At 52.6% G+C, this 20,614-nt stretch carries 23 protein-coding genes; 13 read left to right on the forward strand and 10 right to left on the reverse strand.

All coding sequences use genetic code 11. From position 1 onward, the window contains the following. Window positions 1–259 precede the first annotated feature (259 nt). The 3 genes from GS535_RS11060 (at window position 260) to GS535_RS10090 (ending at window position 2,268) form a co-directional block, all read left to right on the forward strand. On the forward strand, window positions 260–823 hold the full coding sequence (locus tag GS535_RS11060; RefSeq protein ID WP_202401668.1) for a glycosyltransferase: 564 nt from the start codon (window positions 260–262) through the stop codon (window positions 821–823). 2 nt (window positions 824–825) lie between these two features. Beyond that, on the forward strand, window positions 826–1,260 hold the full coding sequence (locus tag GS535_RS11065; protein ID WP_202401667.1) for a hypothetical protein: 435 nt from the start codon (window positions 826–828) through the stop codon (window positions 1,258–1,260). A gap of 81 nt (window positions 1,261–1,341) precedes the next feature. Continuing rightward, complete coding sequence (locus GS535_RS10090; RefSeq protein WP_160792779.1) at window positions 1,342–2,268, forward strand: AraC family transcriptional regulator; 927 nt, start codon at window positions 1,342–1,344, stop codon at window positions 2,266–2,268. A 6-nt stretch (window positions 2,269–2,274) separates the two neighbouring features. Here GS535_RS10090 and GS535_RS10095 read toward each other — a convergent pair whose 3' ends face one another. Continuing rightward, window positions 2,275–3,219: an OmpA family protein gene (locus tag GS535_RS10095; protein ID WP_160792778.1), complete on the reverse strand. Its 945-nt coding sequence runs from the start codon at window positions 3,217–3,219 to the stop codon at window positions 2,275–2,277. Between the two features lie 283 nt (window positions 3,220–3,502). Between GS535_RS10095 and GS535_RS10100 the strand changes: the two genes are divergently transcribed. Continuing rightward, window positions 3,503–4,123 carry an ATP-dependent Clp protease proteolytic subunit gene (locus tag GS535_RS10100; RefSeq protein WP_160792898.1) on the forward strand — a complete coding sequence of 207 codons (621 nt, stop codon included), beginning with the start codon at window positions 3,503–3,505 and terminating at the stop codon, window positions 4,121–4,123. 39 nt (window positions 4,124–4,162) lie between these two features. Beyond that, on the forward strand, window positions 4,163–5,170 hold the full coding sequence (locus tag GS535_RS10105; RefSeq protein WP_160792777.1) for a ferritin-like domain-containing protein: 1,008 nt from the start codon (window positions 4,163–4,165) through the stop codon (window positions 5,168–5,170). A 226-nt stretch (window positions 5,171–5,396) separates the two neighbouring features. On the opposite strand, the gene GS535_RS10110 is transcribed toward GS535_RS10105, so the two are convergent. Then, complete coding sequence (locus GS535_RS10110; protein ID WP_160792776.1) at window positions 5,397–6,593, reverse strand: multidrug effflux MFS transporter; 1,197 nt, start codon at window positions 6,591–6,593, stop codon at window positions 5,397–5,399. A gap of 392 nt (window positions 6,594–6,985) precedes the next feature. Here GS535_RS10110 and GS535_RS10115 point away from each other — a divergent pair, with 392 nt between their 5' ends. Beyond that, the gene (locus GS535_RS10115) at window positions 6,986–7,330 is read left to right on the forward strand and encodes a type II toxin-antitoxin system HicB family antitoxin (protein ID WP_202401666.1); all 345 of its coding nucleotides are present in this window, start codon (window positions 6,986–6,988) and stop codon (window positions 7,328–7,330) included. 116 nt (window positions 7,331–7,446) lie between these two features. On the opposite strand, the gene recA is transcribed toward GS535_RS10115, so the two are convergent. Beyond that, on the reverse strand, window positions 7,447–8,508 hold the full coding sequence (gene recA / locus GS535_RS10120) for a recombinase RecA (protein ID WP_202401665.1): 1,062 nt from the start codon (window positions 8,506–8,508) through the stop codon (window positions 7,447–7,449). Window positions 8,509–8,708: 200 nt separating this feature from the next. Beyond that, a complete protein-coding gene (locus GS535_RS10125; protein WP_370518172.1) occupies window positions 8,709–10,130 on the reverse strand; it encodes a gamma-glutamyltransferase in 1,422 nt (473 codons plus the stop codon). 227 nt (window positions 10,131–10,357) lie between these two features. On the opposite strand from GS535_RS10125, the gene GS535_RS10130 reads away from it, so the two are divergent. The 4 genes from GS535_RS10130 (at window position 10,358) to folE (ending at window position 13,674) form a co-directional block, all read left to right on the forward strand. Beyond that, window positions 10,358–11,119, forward strand: coding sequence for a DsbA family protein (locus GS535_RS10130; RefSeq protein WP_160792774.1), 762 nt, complete (start codon window positions 10,358–10,360; stop codon window positions 11,117–11,119). Window positions 11,120–11,122: 3 nt separating this feature from the next. Then, window positions 11,123–11,947, forward strand: coding sequence for a dihydropteroate synthase (gene folP / locus GS535_RS10135; RefSeq protein ID WP_160792773.1), 825 nt, complete (start codon window positions 11,123–11,125; stop codon window positions 11,945–11,947). A gap of 200 nt (window positions 11,948–12,147) precedes the next feature. Continuing rightward, the gene (folK, locus tag GS535_RS11325; RefSeq protein WP_160792772.1) at window positions 12,148–13,005 is read left to right on the forward strand and encodes a 2-amino-4-hydroxy-6-hydroxymethyldihydropteridine diphosphokinase; all 858 of its coding nucleotides are present in this window, start codon (window positions 12,148–12,150) and stop codon (window positions 13,003–13,005) included. 54 nt (window positions 13,006–13,059) lie between these two features. Beyond that, window positions 13,060–13,674 (forward strand): GTP cyclohydrolase I FolE, encoded by a 615-nt coding sequence (gene folE / locus GS535_RS10145; RefSeq protein ID WP_160792895.1) that lies wholly within the window; start codon window positions 13,060–13,062, stop codon window positions 13,672–13,674. 220 nt (window positions 13,675–13,894) lie between these two features. Here folE and GS535_RS10150 read toward each other — a convergent pair whose 3' ends face one another. Together GS535_RS10150 and GS535_RS10155 are read right to left on the reverse strand one after the other, a co-directional pair. Next, window positions 13,895–14,437 carry a cytochrome b gene (locus tag GS535_RS10150; RefSeq protein WP_160792771.1) on the reverse strand — a complete coding sequence of 181 codons (543 nt, stop codon included), beginning with the start codon at window positions 14,435–14,437 and terminating at the stop codon, window positions 13,895–13,897. Window positions 14,438–14,451: 14 nt separating this feature from the next. Then, window positions 14,452–15,519 (reverse strand): catalase, encoded by a 1,068-nt coding sequence (locus tag GS535_RS10155; protein ID WP_160792770.1) that lies wholly within the window; start codon window positions 15,517–15,519, stop codon window positions 14,452–14,454. A 268-nt stretch (window positions 15,520–15,787) separates the two neighbouring features. Between GS535_RS10155 and GS535_RS10160 the strand changes: the two genes are divergently transcribed. Both GS535_RS10160 and GS535_RS10165 read left to right on the forward strand, forming a co-directional pair. Then, the gene (locus tag GS535_RS10160) at window positions 15,788–15,970 is read left to right on the forward strand and encodes a hypothetical protein (RefSeq protein ID WP_160792769.1); all 183 of its coding nucleotides are present in this window, start codon (window positions 15,788–15,790) and stop codon (window positions 15,968–15,970) included. A gap of 145 nt (window positions 15,971–16,115) precedes the next feature. Continuing rightward, on the forward strand, window positions 16,116–16,991 hold the full coding sequence (locus GS535_RS10165) for a radical SAM protein (protein WP_160792768.1): 876 nt from the start codon (window positions 16,116–16,118) through the stop codon (window positions 16,989–16,991). 45 nt (window positions 16,992–17,036) lie between these two features. Here the strand turns inward: GS535_RS10165 and GS535_RS10170 are convergent, their stop codons facing one another. After that, the gene (locus GS535_RS10170; RefSeq protein WP_160792767.1) at window positions 17,037–17,444 is read right to left on the reverse strand and encodes a CPBP family intramembrane glutamic endopeptidase; all 408 of its coding nucleotides are present in this window, start codon (window positions 17,442–17,444) and stop codon (window positions 17,037–17,039) included. Window positions 17,445–17,998: 554 nt separating this feature from the next. Between GS535_RS10170 and GS535_RS10175 the strand changes: the two genes are divergently transcribed. Continuing rightward, on the forward strand, window positions 17,999–18,610 hold the full coding sequence (locus GS535_RS10175; protein WP_160792766.1) for a hypothetical protein: 612 nt from the start codon (window positions 17,999–18,001) through the stop codon (window positions 18,608–18,610). A 35-nt stretch (window positions 18,611–18,645) separates the two neighbouring features. Here the strand turns inward: GS535_RS10175 and GS535_RS10180 are convergent, their stop codons facing one another. From GS535_RS10180 to queE, 3 genes are read right to left on the reverse strand one after another with little or no spacing between them, the layout of a single operon-like run. After that, window positions 18,646–19,203 (reverse strand): 6-carboxytetrahydropterin synthase, encoded by a 558-nt coding sequence (locus tag GS535_RS10180; protein ID WP_160792765.1) that lies wholly within the window; start codon window positions 19,201–19,203, stop codon window positions 18,646–18,648. Further along, on the reverse strand, window positions 19,200–19,913 hold the full coding sequence (gene queC, locus GS535_RS10185) for a 7-cyano-7-deazaguanine synthase QueC (RefSeq protein WP_160792764.1): 714 nt from the start codon (window positions 19,911–19,913) through the stop codon (window positions 19,200–19,202). Before queC ends, GS535_RS10180 begins: the two co-directional genes overlap by 4 nt. Next, complete coding sequence (queE, locus tag GS535_RS10190) at window positions 19,910–20,560, reverse strand: 7-carboxy-7-deazaguanine synthase (RefSeq protein WP_160792763.1); 651 nt, start codon at window positions 20,558–20,560, stop codon at window positions 19,910–19,912. The genes queC and queE overlap by 4 nt, the downstream gene beginning before the upstream one ends. Between the last annotated feature and the right edge of the window lie 54 nt (window positions 20,561–20,614).

Here is a 20,614-nt window from a genome sequence, read left to right on the forward strand (position 1 = left end):
GCCGCATGATCCTGCCTAAGGAGCGTCTCATGATGAGGGACGATCTAAGGGGAGGATGATGGAAAATGCTTTGGGAGCGGTAGAAGATTTTTGTAAAAATCTTGCCTTATTTTCCGTTTCTTTAGGTCGCGGAAGAGTGGTCGTCTGGGAATGTTTCGGGTGAGGGAAAGAGGGTCTCATACTGAGAGAATGTTGACTTTTCCGAGCATGTGCTGGAGTCATTACTTAACGATATTATTGGTGTGGTGAGATTGTCCACGTGATTGTTACGTTCTTCAATACATTCTTTTGTATCAATCATGATACGTTATTTCATGTTAATATGTGTGATTATAACGATCACAAAGAGCAGATTGCCTCATTGGAAGATATGATGCGCTGTGGATATAAAATGATTCCCCTTAATGATTATGGTGTGTTCTGTTGCGCGCAGGATGGCGCGTTTCTATCCCCACAGCCTGATGGAACCGTAGCCCACGCCGCTCGTCCTCTTGGGTGGGAGCAGTTTCGTTTCTGTGATGGTGGAGAGCCTCTCCAAGTGGCCCCTGTGGACGAAGGGACGACCATTCCTAAGATTATTCATCAAACAGAAGACCCTTCAACCATTAGAGAGCAATTTATACCGAACATCAATCAGTTAAAGAGTCTTAATAAAGAATATAAATATATTTATTATTCGGAAAAAGATCGTCATGATTTTATATACCAACATTATGGATGGGATATACTGAAAGTATATTTACGAATCAATCCAAGATATGGAGCAGCTCGAGCAGATTTATTTAGGTATTTGTGCCTCTATCGTTATGGGGCATCTATTTAGACATGAAGTCGGGATGTGATCGACCTTTCTCAGATATTATCCAAAAGAACGACACACTTCTTTTATCGCATTGGATGTCTGCTCAATCGACGCGTTATCATAGCTTTGGAAGATCCCCCGTTATTGGGCATCTTCCTTATGGTGAGTTTCAACAATGGTTTATGATAAGCGCTCCCGGGCCTAAGCTTATCAAGAAAGTCATAGATCAAGTCATCTCTAATATCATGCTTTATGATGAGCGTATTTTCTCGGTCGGGAAAGACGCCGTGCTTGGTCTTACAGGCCCGCATGCGTTTACCCGCGCACTCATGAACCATGTGACATCGGATAATGCGCGATTGATTGATTCAGAGTGTGAGGGGATCATTTATGAACAGGTTGAACCTTATGAACGATTGACCGACTATCGTCATGAAAGAACGCCGATCGTTCTATGACAGGGGCGTATAGATGAACGCGGTGGCCTGTTACGCACCTTAGTCATAATGGCTTTAATGCTGTCCATAAGGAGGTCAGTGATGGCGTCAGAACTGTGTCAGACTCTCCAGCAGGCTGTGAGCCGTCATTGTGTGGATAAAGTGACGAAGACAGCCCTTGAGAGCGTCACACTTTACCGAGCGGAAAGCCCTACAGACCCTGTTTTAGTGGTGTATGAACCACGTTTTTATGTGGTGGTGCAGGGGCAAAAGACGCTCCTCCTTAACGAGCAGCCTTTTACTTATGGGGAGGGAGAGTACCTGATCTCAGGCTTAGAGTTGCCTGTTTCAGGCCGTATTACGCGCGCGTCATCCCAGAAGCCTTATCTCGCCTTGTGCTTGTCATTTTCTCCTGCAGAGATTGACACCGTTTTGCAAAAAAGCGTCGGTTTTGTGCATAAACCTATGCATTCTCGCCCAGCTATGGGGGTGAGTGAGACGAGCGCCGTGGTCATGGAGGCGTTAGTACGTCTTATGGCGCTGTTGGACGATGATGAACCGTCTCCTTTCTTGGCAGAGCTGATCAAGATGGAGCTGCTCTATCGTTTATTACAGGAAGAGCAAGGCCCGATTTTGTATGGTATGGCGCGTGAGCAAAGCGATGTGGCGCGTATCACGAAAGCGTTGGATCATCTTAAAGAACATTTCCGCAAACCCTGCGAGATTGGCGCGTTGGTGGCACAAGCAGGAATGGGGCATTCTCAGTTTTATAAACAATTTAAGATGTTAACAGGGATGACGCCGGTTCAGTATCGCACGCGCTTACGGCTTCAAGAAGCGCGGCGTCTGATGGTCTGGGAGGGCTCGAAAGCAGCAGATGCAGCGTTTGCGGTAGGCTATGAAAGCCCTTCGCATTTTAGTCGCGATTACCGGAAGATCTTTGGCCGCCCCCCACATGCAGACTTAGCCTTTATCCGCAGTATTGGAGTGGAGCGCTATAGCGCGCTCCATGAGGAAGTGTGGCGATAGCTGCGGTCACGGTAGGCGATAGAGCACACGTACGCCGTCCCCAATGGGGTCTGCACGGAGTTCGATCTTCTCTGCTGGGACGCCACGAGCGATGAGCTGCTGGGCGACGGTTTTGGCGCGGAGCAGGCCGAGCGCCATCCCATTGCGTTGATCTTCTGGGTTCAGGCCAGAGGAATCGCCAAGGGCGGTACCAAACCCATGGATGAGGATGATATTATCGTGACGATTCGTGCTGAGGTCATTCAAGCGTGATTCTTGCCCGTCTTTCAGATGGTCTGTGTCTGTTTGAAAGAGCAGCAATGTGCCAGCCGGTGTACGGCTATCAAAGTCTGGTACGCGCGTGGTGATGGCCGCAGGAATTTGGAAGCCCGGGAAAGTTAAGGGGGGTGGAGGCGCATTATCGACATGCGGCAGTCTAGCGGGTACCCGGTGGTCAATGGGCTGGTATGTGAGTGATGAGGTCGTTCCCTTACCCGGCCCTTGCGCGTCGTGTGTGAGGGGCGGTGGTGGCGGTGATGAACCCTGATTTTGGCTCACCATTGTCATGCTGTTGCCGTTGCCCGGTGCCGGTGGGAGGGGGTTGAGGCGATTGGTGTGTTGGAGTGGGCCGCTGGCAGCACTCAAGCGTTGGGCGCGGTTGCGCTGTTCTTCCAACTGTTGGGTGAGCTCTGTGCGGGCTTCAGCGCTTGGAAATTCTGGCGTGGTGGTGGGAGTGCGGCCAATGTGAGGGTAAGGCTGCCCATAACCGGGCGCAGGGGGCTGGAGGCGGTAGACTTCACCGCCTTCAATCCCATGAACCCAGTCCGCTGTTGTGGTGGCGGCACTGCGATGTTGGCACCCGGTGAGGAGCGTCATGCAGGCGCTTAGTCCCAGTCCCGCACAGATCAGCTTTGCCCATGATGAGGGAGCGCTGATGGGTAAGGAAAGGGATGAAACGCGCTGAGAGGTCATGATCCGTCTTCTCATTAGAGTGGCATTATCGAAAAGCCCATACGGGGCGAAATGAGGGCACGATAACGGGTTGGCAGCCTATCAGGCAATCATCCCCTGTGGTTTTCTTGTCGTAGTTATCATAAAAAGCAGTCTGTCAGTGAAGAAGAAGACCGTTTTATGGCTTGGCATGACGAGAAAGCAGGAGCAGGATAGGGCCATGATGACATATGACGAACGCAACCAACAGCCCTCCTTTCAGAACGCCCAACGGGATGTCACTGGACGGGAGGCATCGCCTGTTATGAGCGCGGCCCCGCATACGCTGGACGATGAGCCGGAAGAAGCGGACAAAGATAAAGAAAAGGCCCAACCTTCTGCAGAGGTGGACAAACACCTCTTTGAGCAACGGAAGGTGCTGATCTTTGGTGGGGTCAATGACCGTCTAGCGCGTGAGGTAACGGCTCGTCTGCTGGCCCTTGCTGGGACATCAGACAAACCGATTGACGTTTACGTTAATTCCCCCGGTGGTCATGTGGAAAGTGGCGACACGATTCACGATATGATCCGCTTTGTGGATTCTCAAGCGCCTGTAAATATCATTGGCACAGGCTGGGTGGCCTCTGCTGGTGCTCTGATCTTTGCAGCGGGACGGCCGGAACGCCGTCTGTGTCTTCCCAATACGCGTTTCCTCCTCCACCAGCCAATGGGCGGGGTGCGTGGTCCGGCAACCGATATTGATATTGAGGCCCGTGAGATTATCAAAATGCGCGAACGTCTAAACCGGCTTTTCGCGCGTGAAACAGGACAACCCTACGAGAAAGTGGCCCGTGATACGGACCGCAATTATTGGATGTCAGCACATGAAGCGATTGAGTACGGGCTGGTGAGCCGCGTCATCACTTCAGCGGCTGATCTTGGGTAGTTTTGGCTCCCATAGACTTGAGTAAGGAAGGAGCACGCCGTGAGCGACGTGAAGAATGCTAAGGGTGGTAAAAAGACGCTGGCCGATATTTACTCTCATCTGCCAGACAAACCGTCAGACCGTACGCTTGAACAAGTGGATTACGAGGCGCGCCACTGGAGCAGCCCTATTAAAGGGCCGATCAAGCCGGGTTCTGTGGAACATAAAAAGGCCATGGCTGATATGTTCCGTGAGACGTTTAACCCCTACAAGCCGTCTGTGATTCCGTGGCCAGAGCTTGATCCTGACACGCTTCATCGTATCACCTCGTTGCCTATTTGGGACATCGCTGTGCAAACGGAGGGTAAGGCCCGCCTGCGTATGGCTGCCTATGCTGAGATGATTGATGATCCCGATGTGCGGGATGCTATTTCCCGTAATGCGTGGGAAGAAAACCGCCACAAAGAAGTGCTTTCTCGTATGGTGGAGCATTATAACATTCCGCTGGCGCCGGAACCTCCTTACAAAGAACCCCGTGATACGGAATGGGCTTATCTGGTGACAGGCTTCTCAGAATGTTGGGATAGCTTCTTTGCCTTTGGCCTGTTCGCGCTTGCTGAGCAGGCGCATTTGTTCCCACCGGAATTGATCGAGACATTTGAGCCTGTGATGCAGGAAGAATGTCGTCATATTCTGCTATTTGCAAACTGGCTGGCCTATCATCGTGCCAATATGCCGCTCTGGAAGCGCCCATTGTTTGAGGCCCGCGTGGTCGGTGTGTTGTTCTTCCTGCTTTATGAGCGTTTGAGCCTCGTGCGTTCATTCGATGACCAAGGTGTTGAGCATACGCAAGACAACAACTTCACCGTGACGGGTGCGAAGAGCATGACCGATCAGGACATCGACTTTGTGAACCTGATGGAACTGTGCTTGCGTGAGAATGAACGCCGCTTTGCCGGTTATGATGCGCGTCTGCTGCGTCCACAATTAGCTCCCTTTGCAGCACGTCTTGCTATTGGTGGCGTGAAACTTTGGAAGCGCTTTCGTGGCCAAAAAGCGGCTGCATAACGCTTCTTAACCATGTGATGGGGTGGAAACACGCCTGACATTGTTTTAACCTCGCCTCGACCCAAACGAGGCGGGGTTTTTGTATGAGCTCCTTGGGCCGTATGTCAGAGCTTGGCGGTTACGAGAGCGATAGCTGAAAGCTGCTCTTTTGAAGATCCAGAGATGACGTACAGTGATGAAGCGTTAAGAGCGGGCATGCTTGTAAGAAGATGACACGCTCTGACCATCACGTCATTTTCTGAGGGGCTTTCAGCAGGAGGAGGAAGAATACACTAAGCAAGGAAAAGCCTAAGATGATGGCGGTCATCGGTCTCGGTGTTCCATCGGCAAAAACGCCGACCAACGCCGATCCCAAAATTCCGCTGCCATAATGGACGGCACCGACGAGGGCGGACACAGCCCCGGCATGGCGAGGATGTTGGTGTAGAGCGCCCGTGAGGGAGTTGGCGACGATAAAGCCAGAGGTCGCTGTGTAGAAGAATAGGGGGATTGCCAGTCCCCACAAGCCTCCCCAGCCAATGCCGCCTGTTACAGCGAGAACAAGGGCGGAGAGAATAGCGAGCCCTCCTCCTAGTGTGAGGAGCCGATCACTGCCAAGGCGGTGGGCAAGGCGTGCATTTATGGCGTTTGCGCCCATGATCCCGACAATATTGAGCCCAAAGAGCAGCCCATAATAGCTAGGGGATACGTGATAATAGTTAATATAGGCCGCAGGTGAGCCGGAAATATACGCAAACATCCCTGCGTACAGGCATCCCCCAGCACCGGCATAGCCAATGAGGCGCGGCTGTAGGAGGAGATCTTTATAATGGGCAAAGACACGCGCAAGAGGCTCATGATGGCGGCGTTCAGGTGGAAAAGTCTCGGGTAAGGTAAAGAGTAGCCCAAAGATAAGCACGCCAATCACGGTGAGCACGGTGAAGATGCTCCGCCATCCTCCGAAAACGAGGATTTGCCCACCGACTGTTGGGGCAAGCAAAGGGGTTGCCGCTGTGATCGTCATAAGGTGAGACATCATGGCGGTTGCGCGGGAACCCTCGTAAAGGTCGCGCACCATAGCGCGGGCGAGCACAACACTGGCACACGCACCGATGGCCTGCACGACGCGCCAGCCAATCATGATCGTAATGGAGGATGAGAGCGCGCAGCCTAAAGACCCTATAATAAACAAAACGAGTCCGCAGGCTATGGGGATACGTCTGCCAAAGCGGTCACCAATAGGCCCCCAGAAGAGCTGCCCCACACTAAACCCCGCCAGAAAGCCCGAGATCGTGAGGGCTAATGCTTCTGGGCTGGCGTGAAGGCTGCGGGCCATGGCTGGCATAGCGGGAAGGTAGAAGTCTGTCGAAATAGCCGCAAAGCCCATGAGAAGGCTGAGGACAGCGAGAAGACGCCAAGAGAGAGCGGAGGAGGGCGAGGTCATAATGGGTGCGAACGGTCTTTCAGCCTTGGAGCAGGGGTTTCTCAAAGGTAAGGAAGGCACGCTTACACTTCCAGAGGGGAAGGGGTGATGTCTGTTATGTGAGACGTATTCTGTGCGGTGTGTGGGTTTTTGTTAGATGCGGCTGCGGAGAATCTTTTGTGTATCTAACATCAGTACGTCTTTCCTTGCATGAAGGTCTTTTATGGAGGCAGGAGAGGGATCTCTCTATAATGTCCTGCTGTATGGTACAAAGAGCCTTGGGTTTTGTGTAAGGGCGTTTAAATGGAGAAAGATCGTCGCTGCACGGAATGCTTCCATCGATGAGGGCAGGCCCTGACATAAAAGGGGAAGGCGGCTGCCCGTTGCATGAGAGGCGTGGAAAAGGGAAGGTGATGAAAAACTGGGAGGGCAAGCCTCTAATTCGCTACCGTATCCTCATTGAGCGTGGCGATCAAAACACCGCTTATGGTGTGATTGTTCCAGACCTTCCCGGTTGTTTTTCAGCTGGTGAGACGGCTGATGAGGCCATCGTAAACACGACCGAAGCAATAACGCTATGGATTGAAGAGGAAATAAACGCGGGGCGCTCCATCCCCCAGCCATCTCCTCCTGCGGCTTTTACACCCCTTGAGGACGATCAGAGTGAGCAATGGATGTGGGGGTGGGCTTATGTTGACAGAGCAGCGCTTGATGTAAGCGCCGAACATTTTAAGGGCACACGCTCACAGGCCGATTGAGGCTTACTGATCTTATAGAGGACACCTGCCCGCTCTTGGGCCTTTCCTAGCATGCGATTGACTAGGAAAGACCGAGCAGAGAAGAGGAAAAAGGATGCCTGTCTCTCTCGAGTGGGTTATACGTCGTCGTCTTCGCTGGGCTCGGTAACGAGCGCATCGGCGATCAAGCCTGCATCGGCACGGATGCGGTTTTCGATCTCTTGAGCGACTTCGGGATTGGTGCGCAGATAGTTCTTGGAGTTTTCGCGGCCTTGGCCAATGCGGGTGCTGTCGTAAGAGAACCACGCACCGGATTTCTCCACGATATTGGCCTTTACCCCTAGGTCAAGAAGCTCACCCATTTTGCTGATGCCTTCGCCATACATGATGTCGAATTCCACCTGCCGGAAGGGCGGGGCCATTTTGTTTTTAACGACCTTGATCCGTGTTTGGTTTCCCTTCACCTCGTCTTTGTCTTTAATAGACCCGATGCGACGGATGTCCATCCGGATAGACGCGTAGAATTTCAGCGCGTTCCCACCGGTGGTGGTTTCAGGGCTGCCGAACATCACACCGATCTTCATCCGAATTTGGTTCAGGAAGATGACAGTGGTTTTGGAGCGAGAGACCGAGCCTGTCAGCTTACGCAGCGCTTGGCTCATCAAACGGGCATGCAGACCGACATGGCTATCCCCCATATCGCCTTCAAGTTCGGCGCGCGGCACCAGAGCAGCGACCGAGTCAACAACCAACACATCAATGGCGCCAGAGCGCACCAACGTATCGGCAATCTCAAGGGCTTGCTCACCAGCGTCTGGCTGGCTGAGGAGAAGTTGGTCAACCTTTACGCCCAGACGGCCTGCATAGATCGGGTCTAGGGCGTGCTCGGCATCAATAAACGCAACGGTTCCGCCTTTTTTCTGCGCTTCTGCGAGCGCATGGAGGGCGAGTGTTGTTTTACCCGAGCTTTCCGGCCCGTAAATCTCGACAATACGCCCACGGGGGAGGCCGCCAATGCCCAGCGCAATATCCAGCCCTATAGAGCCGGTAGAAATGACTTCAGGCTGCTCTTGCGGGCGGTCGCCCATCCGCATGATGGCTCCCTTCCCAAAGGAGCGCTCAATCTGGCTGAGAGCCCCATCAAGGGCTTTAGCTTTGTCAGTCGGTTTGTCAGTGGCCTTATCTGTGGCCATATCCATTAATCCTCATGAAAACAGAAACGGCAAAGCGGTGCTCTATAACAGAGCGCCTATCCTTTGAGAGAGTGTAGGATAAACCTGCCTTTCTCTGTTGGTAAAGAGCGGAATGTCTTTGCGTTCTTCTTAGCAAAAATCCTTTCAAAAAACGCCGCTTTATCTGGTTTTAATAGAGCGTTTTTTGAAAGGGGGAATGAGTTTTCTTAACGTGATAGCGTATGGGCACTCATGCCATTGCCCTGCGGGTCTGCATTGCCTTGGCAGGAAGAAGGCGTGCGGCCACAGCTGATGCTGTTGAGGCGGCCTTCTCCGTGGCGTGGCGTGATGGGTTGGTCTGCGCTGACCTGACGAAGGGCCTGGGCAAGCGTATCCGCGGCTTCATTTTGACCGGAAGCGGCAAGCGCTGCTCGCACACGGCCACGACGATCATGCACAATAGCGGCACTCAGCAGAGGGTGTGGGTAACGTGGTGAGCCAGCACCGAGGATCACGCCCGTTGTGCCAGCCATGCGCCCTGTGCCGAACAAATTATTTTCACTCAAGGCGCAGCTGACCGTCATTCCATTACCATCGGTGACAACGAAGGAGGTTGATGCAGGTAGCGGTGGGAGACCGGCGGCGTCATTATGGTTCTGGGTGATGAAGCCTTGCGCGTCAGAGACGGTATGAAGGCCCGAATGGCGCCATGCGCTGACAGCATTTTGGGCGCTTCCTCCCGTGCGATAGGCTGCGGCGCTTCCGATTCCACCATCAGCTGGTGGGGCGAGCAGGCTGGTTTGGTATGGGCCTGTGCTGAGTGTCAGAGCACCTGTTTGGAGGGGGAGGCCATGGCGAAGGTCTTCGCGTGTGAGGCCGCCGCCCGCTTGATTGGCTTGGGTGACAAATGTTTCTGCCAGAGCGCCATTATAGAGGTCGCCAATCCCGACAAGCTTGAGGCGTGAAAGGAAGGATGTCAGACGGGTTTGGGTGATACGGTCACCCATTTGCACGGCTCCCGCGCCGCTATCACGCCCGAAAACGGAGAGAGAAGGGGCATTGCTTAAAAGAGCTGTGCCGACAACGCTCAGGTCACGCGATAGAGCTTGGCTGACGGTCATTCCCTGCTGGGCGAGGGTAATGGCGGGGTCGAGTGTGTCGCCAAAGGCCACGCTGCCATAGCGTGTTTGGAGGGCGTAGAGCCCGCGTGCCATCATCGGAACGGTGGCGGGGCGATCACCCGTGCTGGAGCCTGCACTGGGGAGGAAGCTAATGGTTTGTGCGGTTTCATGCGGGCGAGAGACAAGGCAGGCTCCGCCGCCGCCTAAAGAGGCGCGAGAGGGCAGCGTGACGCCAAGGGCGAAGCCTGTGGCGGTCGCGGCATCGGCGGCGTTACCACCGCGGGCGAGGACATCACGCCCTACAAGAGCGGCCTGTGGCTCATCGGCGACGACGGTGCCGCTGTTGGGGGCGTTCACCTTCTGCGTCGGGCCAAAGAGGTGGTGATGTAGGCTATGCATGGTGGAGCAGCCCGTGACGGCACTGCTGGTGAGCAGTAAGGTGCCCAGCAAAGAGGTCGCCCTAAGCATGGAGGGGCGTTTACGAGGGGCAGGGCAGGGCAGTAAAAACCGGCTCTGAGACTGTGCCACGATGGCGTATCTCCCGTTCCAAAGAGGGGGCAACCTTAGATCATGAAGGCGCGCGTGGTACTCATAAAAATGGTATCATGAGTGGATGATCTTAGCCTAGCCTCAATTCCGGCACAATGGGAGGGGTAAAACGGCTTTCTTACGGGATAATTTGACGCCGGGCCGGCAGGTTGCTTTGTTGGTGGGCCTTTTGGGGAACGCTGTCCCACGATGTATGGAGTGAAGACGTGAAATTTCGTGTGTTACCATCGGCTTTAGCCGCGATGATGGGCCTCTCGCTAGGCGGGGCGTCAGCGCAGGCGCAACAAGCGAGCTCTCATGTATTTAATGCCCAGCAGCGTGGGGCTATTGTGGATATTGTGCGTCAGGCACTGAAAGATGACCCCAGCATTCTGGTCGATGCGATGCAGTCCTTGCGTCAAAAAAGCATGGAACGTCAGCAAGCACAGAGTCTTGTGGGGGTGCGGGCCAATTGGCAGGCGCTTTCCACGGCGCCTTCGTACAGTGTGCGAGGGAATCCGGCAGGATCGGTCACGGTGGTGGAGTTTTTAGACCCACGCTGTGGCTATTGCCGTCGTATGGCGCCGTTGGTGGATGCGTTTATTGCGCGTCATCCTAATGTGCGATTGGTCGAAAAGGTTGTGCCTGTTCTTGGCCCTGCGAGCGTTTTGGCCAGTCGGGCGATTTATGCGGCAGCGTTGCAAGGCCATTATGATGGGATGCGTCGGGCTATGATGGAAGAGACCAGCAAGCCAGATGAAAACGCGCTCAAGGACATCGCTCGTCAACAGGGGTTGAATGTTGCGAAGTTTATGCAAGATTTGAGCAACCCTGCCGTTGCAGCGCTCATCACGACGAATTTAGGCCAAGCACAAACTGTGGGGCTTGATGGCACGCCCACCTTTGTGTTCGGCCAAGCGGCGGTGGCGCCGGGTGCGATGAGTGCTGAGCAGATGGATCGTCTCTTTGAGGCTGCGAAAGGTCGCTAATTAATGTCCCTGATGGAGGCTGTTTATGCTGCGGATCGTGGGGAGCGCGCCCCGCTTCTGATGGGCATTGTGAACATCACGCCGGACTCTTTTTCGGATGGCGGGCGTTATCTAGCCCCGCAAGCGGCGATAGGCCATGCCCAGCATTTGAGCGCTCAAGGAGCGGATGTGCTGGATCTGGGCGCGGAATCCACACGCCCCGGCTATGATCCTGTCCCGGCGGAAGAAGAATGGCAGCGGCTGGCCCCTGTGGTGATGGCGCTGAAGGGAGCGGGCGTGCCTGTGTCCATCGACACGACCAAAGCGTTCGTGGCGCAAAAGGCCTTGGCGGCTGGCGCGGAGATCATCAATGATGTTTGGGGGTTTCAAGCTGATCCAGACATGGCGGCGACGGTCGCGGCGGGGGGTGCGTCAGCGGTTGTGATGCATAATCGCCACGAGATCGACCCTCAGCTGGATTTATGGGAAGATTGGCGCCGTTTCTTTGACCGTTCTCTCTCATTGGCGGAAAAAGCCGGTGTGTCCTTCGATAAGCTCGTGCTGGATCCGGGTGTGGGCTTTGGCAAAACACCCGAGCAAAATCTGTGGGCGGTGCGTTCTTTAGGACGTTTGAGGCAGTATTATAAGCTACCTGTTTTACTGGGACTGTCGCGTAAATCCTTCTTTGGGTATTTTTTGGGACGGCCAACTGATGAGCGTCTTCCCGCTACGCTGATGGCTAATCTCTATGGGCAAGAGCAAGGGGCGGCGCTGTGGCGTGTGCATGATGTGCAGGCTCATCATGATGTGCTTCATGTTCAGCGGTTATTAGCGGGTGTAGCGCCATGACCCCCCTGTTCTTGTACGTTTTGTTGTGAGGACGCTTCTGACTATGATGCGTGGTAGAGCGTTTTGGGCTGTCGTTTACGCACTGAAGAATGATCGGTTATGGTGTGGTTCTTAGGATTGCCGAGGAGCGGCGTGTCTGTCATGAACCGATCATTGGCGCTGACGGCTCATTGTGATGGGCCTCTAGTAAAGGATAGACTGTGATTACGCCTCCTCTAACCCGCGTCAATGTGCGCGATCTATGCTTTTTTGGTCATCATGGTGTGATGGAGGAAGAAAAGCGCCTTGGGCAGCGTTTCTTTGTATCGCTTGAGATCGCAGCGGACTTGAGAGCGGCTATTGAAGGCGATGCGTATGAGCAGGCGGTTTGTTACGCAAAGCTCAGTGAGATCGCTTCTGAGATTGTCACAGGGCCGCCGCTCAACCTTATTGAAACCGTCGCTGGGCGGATTGCCCAACGTATTTTAGAACGGTGTGCTTTGGTGCAAGAGGTGACGGTGGAGGTGCGTAAACCGTCCGCTCCTGTGCCGCATGTGTTGCAGGAGAGTAGTGCAACCGTAACGCAGGTGCGTCATCATACGGTGGGGTTCTCGCTTGGGGCTAATCTGGGTGAGCGCGAGGCGGTGCTGATGGGCGCGGTTAATGCGCTGTCACGCTGTGAGGGCATCGCGATTGAGCAGGTGTCGGACTTTTACGACAGCGCCCCTTGGGGCGTGGAAGATCAGCCGCCTTTTGTGAATATCGCTGCGATCGGTCAGACGGTTTTACAGCCTTATACACTGCTGGAGCGCTGTAAACAGATTGAGAGCGATCTTGGTCGTGTACCGGGCCGCCGGTGGGGGGCGCGGGCGGTCGATATTGATATTCTCTTTTATGGGGATCGTTCTTATGACAGCGCGGTGCTGACGTTGCCGCATCGTCATTTATGGGAGCGCGCTTTTGTGCTAGAACCCTTGGCGGAGTTAGACCCTGAGCGTAAGATTTCTGGACGCCGTGTGAAGGACGCGCTAGCACAGCTTCCACGCACGCTAGGAGATGTGACGCGGCGTCAGTCGTGAGAGGGGAGCAAGGATAGGTTCATGTCAGCCAACGATCAGCAGGATGCGGCCCCTATGCCGCCACAGGCGACACCTGAGGGGAAAGCCGGGGCGATTGCATGCCCACAGGATGCGCAAGAACGGATTGCCCGCAATGTGCGCGACATTCTTACGGCTGTAGGGGAAGACCCAACGCGGGAAGGCTTGCGTGATACGCCTGATCGTGTGGCGAAGATGTATCTGGAGGTTTTTTCCGGCCTGTATGAAGACCCGCGCGAGCATCTACGCAAGCAGTTCAGTGCGGATCATCATAGTGGTGTGGTGTTGGTGAAAGATATTCGCTTTCATTCAATGTGTGAGCATCATCTTTTGCCTGTTTTTGGTCGGGCGCATGTGGCTTATCTCCCTGATGGTGGTCGTTTAACGGGGCTGAGTAAGCTGGCGCGTTTGGTGGAAGGCTATGCGCGGCGTCCGCAGCTGCAAGAACGGCTAACCGACCAGATCGTGCAAGGCATGGTCGATGTGCTGGCACCACGGGCTGTATTGGTGATGTTGGAAGCGGAGCATATGTGCATGAGCCTTCGTGGTGTACGCACGCCGGGCTCTACGACGGTGACAACAGGCGCACACGGGTTGTGGGCGGAGGATTTCCAAGCACGGCAAGAAATTATGAGCTTGATGCGCGGTTAAGCTGGGGGCTTTCTCCGCTGCTGATGTCACGGGCGGGTGAGTGGAGCGCCCTTCTCTCCCGATCGAACAATATGTCTTATCAGAGAGATCTTCTCTAAGAAGCTCGATGCACGATTAGGGGCGTTACTGACGCAAAAGCATACCTGTAGCGTCCGTTTATCGGCCTGACCCCCTACCGTGTCATGAGGGTCAGGCCTTTTTGATAAGCAGCCAGTGAGTGCTATTTTCCACTCACCATGGAAGACAACACATGGTCGCGGCGGATCAATCCGTGGAAGAGTGCTGCGACGATATGAAGCAAGATCACGGCAATAAAAGCGTAGGCAAGGATGGTATGGATTTGCCGTAGATTGGCCCAGAGTGCTGGGTTGTGGGGCACGATTGGAGGGAGCGTCACGCTGCCACCAAGTGTGATGGGGTATCCTCCAGCCGAGAGCATGGCCCAGCCAACGAGCGGTTGGGCGATCATCAGCCCATACAGCGCAAGATGGGCACCCGTAGCGCCAAGACGCATAGGCGTGGTGAGGTCTGCTGGAAGCTCCGGCGTTGGGACAACAAAACGGTTGAGAAGCCGCACAATCACCAAAACCAACAAGCTCACCCCGGTAATGAGGTGAAGGTGCAGCAAGGTGACATAGTGCACTGTGGAACTATGGGCGATAAAGAGCCCAAGCCCCAGCATCGCAAGAATGAGCACGGCCATGACCCAATGGACAAGCCGCGACGAAAGCGCAAAACCGCGCGGTGATGATGAAGAAGACATAATCAATCCTACGCTTAATGAGGCTGTGTCATAGCGGGTGTGATGCTACTAGGGTCTTTGGTTTCTCCCGAACGCCTGACAAAAGAGCGCATATAAACCGCAGAACGCAAAGCGGGGAGGGGGTCGCCCGAGAGTGACAGGCCACTTGGCAGAATCGTGGGATCAAATACCATGCCACCACAGGGGCTGTTATCCTCACTGGCACTGCTGTGCAGGGTGAGCGTTCCGGCCGTTACGGTGCGGTCTGTGGGGGCCCAAGGTTGGCTTGGGTCGTTCACAGGGTCGCTCGGGTTGGCGATGGTGACGACAAGGTTCCAGCGCAAAGGCTGTTGATGTAAGGAAGCGATCACATGCGTAAAGAGAACGTTAGGGTCATGCGCGTCCTCAGGCCTTACCGGCGCTTCTGGAGGGGATACGGGCACCATGCTCCAGCGCACCGTGTGACGTTCTCCTTGAGCGTTGGTCACTTGAAAGCTGTCGATACTGTTAAACGTATCATTGGCAAAGTCAGACGACATGACGTGAGCACGGTTGGCCGCATAGGCTGTTTTGAGCCATGGGCGCGCTTCTTCGTATGCTTTTGCAAGGCGAGGGTCGGGCTTATGTGTGACCGGATCGCGTTGGTTGGCGCTAAAGGAGGCAAACGCATCCTGAATGTCGCGCATTGGTTGCAACGGCGGATCATTCATCGTGGTACGCCATTCCTGTGCATGGTCAGGCTGAAGGCGGAGGGCCATGCTGCGTACAATTCCTGGCCCATCAACAATATGAGGGAAAGGAGGGGCGAGAGCCAGCCGCCCTGTAACAGGGATATGGGATTGTGAAAAAACCGCAGCGCTGGAATAGGCGGTCATAGCGCCAGAGGCATCAAACTGCCCTAAAACACAGAGACCTTTTGAATGCGCGCGTCGGAAACCGGGCGCTGCTCCGCCGCCATTTTCGAGCACAGTCATAAAACGGGCGGTTGAAAGACGATGCGGAGAGAATAGCCCCGCTGCCCAAGCAAAACCTGCCGCTAAGAGAGCCGGTGGGAGAAGCACGCAGCCCCAACGAAGGAGGCGTGAGGACGATGTTTGAGACATAAAGATTCACGCTAACAAGTGGGGAAAAGAAAATGACGTAAGCATACCACTCTATGGGGGGGTATGCGTAGGAGGCAAGGAAAAGGATGATCGGAATCATATATCTCACTGATTAGAGTGAAGCTATTCTTTGAAGAATATTTCAATATAAAAACAATGAGATAGAAAATAGTTTCGATAAAATAATAATATTTTGATCTATATCAAGGTTTTTTGAGGAACCTGCTTCGTAAAGTTAAAAAGTCACACAGCAAAAAGGAGTGACATCATGGAACAGTCAAAGAAAGTTATCCTCGCAGCCCTTATCGCTGCTCCTCTCTTAACAGCAGCGAGTGGGCAAGCTCTCGCAAGCTCAGCACAGGTTGAAAAAGTTGATGTGGCACAGAGCCATATCACTGTGGATCATCTAGGCCTTGTTGACAAAAATATTTTCAAATTTCTTTGCATATAATGCACTTCTTTTCGTTGGAAAGGAGAGAGCGTATGCGTGGTGATGTAACGAACGAGGAATGGGCGATTATTAGTGAGCTTTTGCTGCCTAAGCGCGGTCGCTGGTCACGCTCAGCAATTGCTATGAGGATTATACACAAGGGAGGATGAGTGAGGAGGTTGTAGAGGGGGTGAAAAATCTTCTCACTATGCGTGCACCGGATTTGTCTCTTCTTAACATGAGTTGGTTTGGTGGGGAGCCGCTTCTCACAAAAGATATTTTAATTGATGTGTTGTCACATGTTCAAAAACTGAGAGAGGAGTATGGGTTCCGTCTTATATCGTCAGCGACGACGAATGGTTACTTTCTGGATGAAGAGACGTTTCTTGTGCTGGGAGACTTAGGGGTAACAGATTATCAGATCTCATTTGATGGAGTGCGCGAGTTTCATAATGTGATGCGTTTTATCAATCATCCTGATCGTAGTTTTGATAAAATATGGGCGAATGTTCTTTTATTTAATCAACTCAGAAAAGAAGGACGTCTTACAAACGGGAAAATCCTTTTAAGATTGCATCTCCATGCAGAAAATCACGCTTCGTTATTAGAATTATCAGCTTTGATTAAAAAACATCTAGAACCCGCGTTTTTTAGTGTGTTGCTCAAAAATATCGCTCATTTAGGTGGCGAACAGGATCATACTTTTGAAACGGTTGATCATACAAGCCAGACATCAGCGCAGCGTCACCGTGAGTTGACACATATCTTGCAGGATTTTCAACCAACGGATCCGAACGACGAGGGGGCAGGCTATGTTTGTTATGCGACGATGCTCAATAGCTTTGCGATCCGTTCCGATGGCCGATTGGCTAAATGCACGGTTGCGCTTAATAGTGCGAAAAATCAGATCGGACGACTGACAAAAGAAGGACACTTTTCCTTTGAAGAGGGCAAGGTGACACCATGGATCCGAGCGCTCCAAACGCTTGATAAACAGACCGTGGCGTGTCCGCTTTCTTTTGTGGAACATTATGCGGCTTGAGGACGTGCGTTTTTTCTATGTCTCCAGATGATGTCTGGGGGGATGTTATGAGGTTGTCAGAAAGACGTTGGTGAGGTTGGCCATGTTATGAGCCACCATGCCACTAAAGACAGATCCCGTACGATAGCGGATGACATAAAGCCCTAGGGTGATCGGCAGAACGCCGACAAGAGTGCTGAACCAGTGGAAGCTGATATGCCCGTGGGAGAGTGCAAAGAGGTGGAGAAGCGTGAACATCCCGGTTGTGATGGTAAAGGGGGCAATCCATTGTGGAATATTAAAGCGTAATTGGGGAAAGGCTTGAGAGGCGACCACGACTGCGACACCGCGGAAAAAGAGCTCTTCATCTATGCCGGGGAGTGTGGCTTCAAAGAGCCAATTTTCTAAGGGATTGGGTGAAGAAGGCTCACCCGAGGCAAAGACAATCACACTCATATAAACCATTAACGCCATAATGCCGAGGCCTGTATCCCGCCATTGGCGTGCTGTTTTGGGGTAACTGTAACCCAATGGCGTTGGGAGAAAGTTTGAGTAAAAAGATCAGGATTATTGAGAAGAGAACGGCGAAGCTTTTACCCATCCAGTTCCAGTGGCCGATATGAAGCGAGGCATAAAACGGTGAGACAGTGACAATGATGTTCCCGATAAAAAGAGCAAAAAGCAGGATGATAGACCGGGTATGTCGTTGTGAAGAGAGCAGGATAAAGGGCAGGATGACAATAATCTCCCCCGCGAGCATGATGACACAATATAGGGGAAAATCATTCATCATGGGATCCTTATTGACGGGACAGTAAGGGAGTATACATTATTTAATGATGAAATCGCACTGAAATGATATCCTGTGTTCGATCCTGATTCATGAGGGAGCATAAGATGCTAAAGAATAGGTATGTTTGAGGAGGGTATTGTGATATCTTTTTCACATGAAATATTGACATAGATAATTATTATCATTATCTATCATTTATATGATATGTAATATTTTTAAGTAAGGACATTAGTATATGCCTTCATCTATTATTGAAAAAATAGAAGAAAATAGTGGAATTATACATAATATTATTTTATTTATCTATCTTATTGTTTGTATTATTTTAATGCTATTATCACTTTCTTTTCAAGAAGATTCATCTAACGAAACGCTATGTTTGTCGGTTTATTTTTATTTTATAGGTTTATTCATAATAATCATTTCAGAAGTAAAAAATAGCAAGGCTATATTTGTATATGCTTATATTTCATTATTTTCTTCTATTATTTTTATTAAATTACCGAATTATACCACTCATCACCTTTCAGAAATATCATTTGCTTGTACATGTATCTCTTTCCTGGCTTGTTTTTTTGGTTATGTTATTAAAAATACAGATAGTCCTTCTGAAGAAGATAAACCGTGGGAGCGCATCTGCGATGGTATCACTATTCTTGCGATGGGAGTGTCTTTATATGCAACTATGGCTTCATCTTTTGAAACGCAAAAAAATATTATTCAAATGCAAAGCGATATGAGTTCTCTTAAAAGACAGATTAATATTCTTGAGAATAAGACCCGTACAAGTCCCATACGAACGCCATCCGTGTGTTCTCCACAGATGGCTCAGACGGGTAGATGTTAGAACGATAACGCAACAGTTCATATCCCTCTTACTGCTTACATCCCATCAGCGATCGTATCGTCCGCTCTATTCCACCAGACGCTTTCTAACGAGCCTTCTATGGGCGGCAGATAGCGTTGTGGGTCTCCGTGGAGGCGCACTGTGTTGGTGGGTGTTTCTTTGATCTCAATACTGAGCACCGTGAGCAGCTCGCCTTGATCGCGTAAGAAAGCGCTGAGCTTGGCCATCAGAACGGCCGCGAGCATTTCAGTCGTGGGGTCTCCCGGTGTGATGAGGATGCGGTCACGTCGCTGGGGTTCATGCTCGGCAAACCAACGGACGAGTGGGTCTTTGTCTGAAAGCTGCAAGCAATGATCCACGCGTTCATCAATAAAGCGGTGCCAACGGCCTTTTGCTTCTGCGAAGGGGAGCAGCATATTCGTGTGGCCATCAAGGCGGTCATGGGGGTTATTGCGCCCTGTGCCGAGTGTGACGGTCACATATTCATTATGCCCGTGGGGAATCGCGCAGCGCTCACTTGCCCCGGCAATGAGACGGTGAGCCATACAAAAGCGACGGGTAAAAACGAGTTCTATCTGGGGTGTATCGGTCATGAAAGCCCTTCCTGAAAGCGACGCCACCCTTCTGCACGGAGGTCACAGGCCGGGCAGTCTCCACAGCCATATCCCCATGCGTGTTCGTGGGTGCGGTCGCCCTTATAGCAGGAATGGCTTTGCTGGCGGATTGTATCGATCAACGGGGCACCCCCGATCTTTTCGCAGAGCTGCCACGTTTGGGCTTTATCAATCCACATTAAGGGTGTGTGCAGGACGAAGCGTTGTTCCATCCCGAGGTTTAGGGCGACTTGCAGCGCTTTGATGGTGTCATCACGGCAGTCTGGGTATCCAGAATAATCCGTTTCACACACGCCGGTAATGATGTGTTTCATCCCACGGCGAAAACCGAGGGCGGCGGCAAACGTGAGAAAGATAATATTGCGCCCCGGCACGAACGTATTGGGCAGCCCATTCTCACTCATGGTGATTTCTGCGTCACTGGTGAGGGCGGTGTCAGACAGCGCACCGAGGCTCGCGAGGTCAATCGTGTGGTCTGGGCCAAGCCGTTCTGCCCATAAGGGGCTGAGGGAGGCGAATGAGCGGCGTAATGTCTCGCGGCATTCAAGCTCGACAGCATGACGCTGCCCGTAAGCAAAGCCGACGGTTTCAACATGGTCAAAGCGAGCGAGGGCCCAAGCGAGGCAGGTGGCCGAATCCTGGCCGCCTGAAAACAGGACCAGAGCGCGGTTCTGAGAGGACGCGGTCATGGAATTCCGATCAATTTATGTGTTTGCAGACTAAGGCGCCATTGCGGATGCGCTTGGCAGTAGCGCACGGCCTGTTCAGTATGGCGGAGGCGGTTTTCATTATCGAGGGGTTGGAGCCAAAAATGTGCAAAATCCATCGCTTCAAAGAGGGACGGAGGCAGAGCCTCTTGTGGATAGACAAGTTTGAGCTCATCACCGCTTGTTTGAACGAGCTCAGGGCCGGGCTTGGGGCTCACGCACAGCCAGTCGATTCCCGTTGGGGCGGGGAGGGTGCCGTTCGTTTCAACGGCAATGGTAAAGCCATGTGCTTTGACGGCTTCGATCAAAGGTGGGTCGAGCTGAAGGAGAGGCTCTCCCCCTGTGAAGACCACATAGCGATGCTGCTGGCTTTCATCATCATGTGTGGCGTGTTGCCAGCAGGCTTGAAGGGCCGTTGCGAGAGCGTCGGGGGTCGAGAATCGTCCTCCGCCGGGGCCATCAAGGCCGATAAAGTCCGTATCACAGAACGTACAGTGCGCTTGTGTACGATCTTGCTCGCGCCCTGACCAGAGATTACAGCCCGTGAAGCGACAAAAGATCGCTGCACGGCCGCTTTGTGCCCCTTCCCCTTGGAGGGTGGCAAACATTTCCTTCACAGAATAAGACATAGGCAGACATGTCGGGGACAGGCCGTTGAGATGCAAGGTTTTTTTATGAAAACC

Origin of the sequence: Saccharibacter sp. EH611 (assembly GCF_009834765.1) — a bacterium.
Classification (GTDB): domain Bacteria; phylum Pseudomonadota; class Alphaproteobacteria; order Acetobacterales; family Acetobacteraceae; genus Saccharibacter.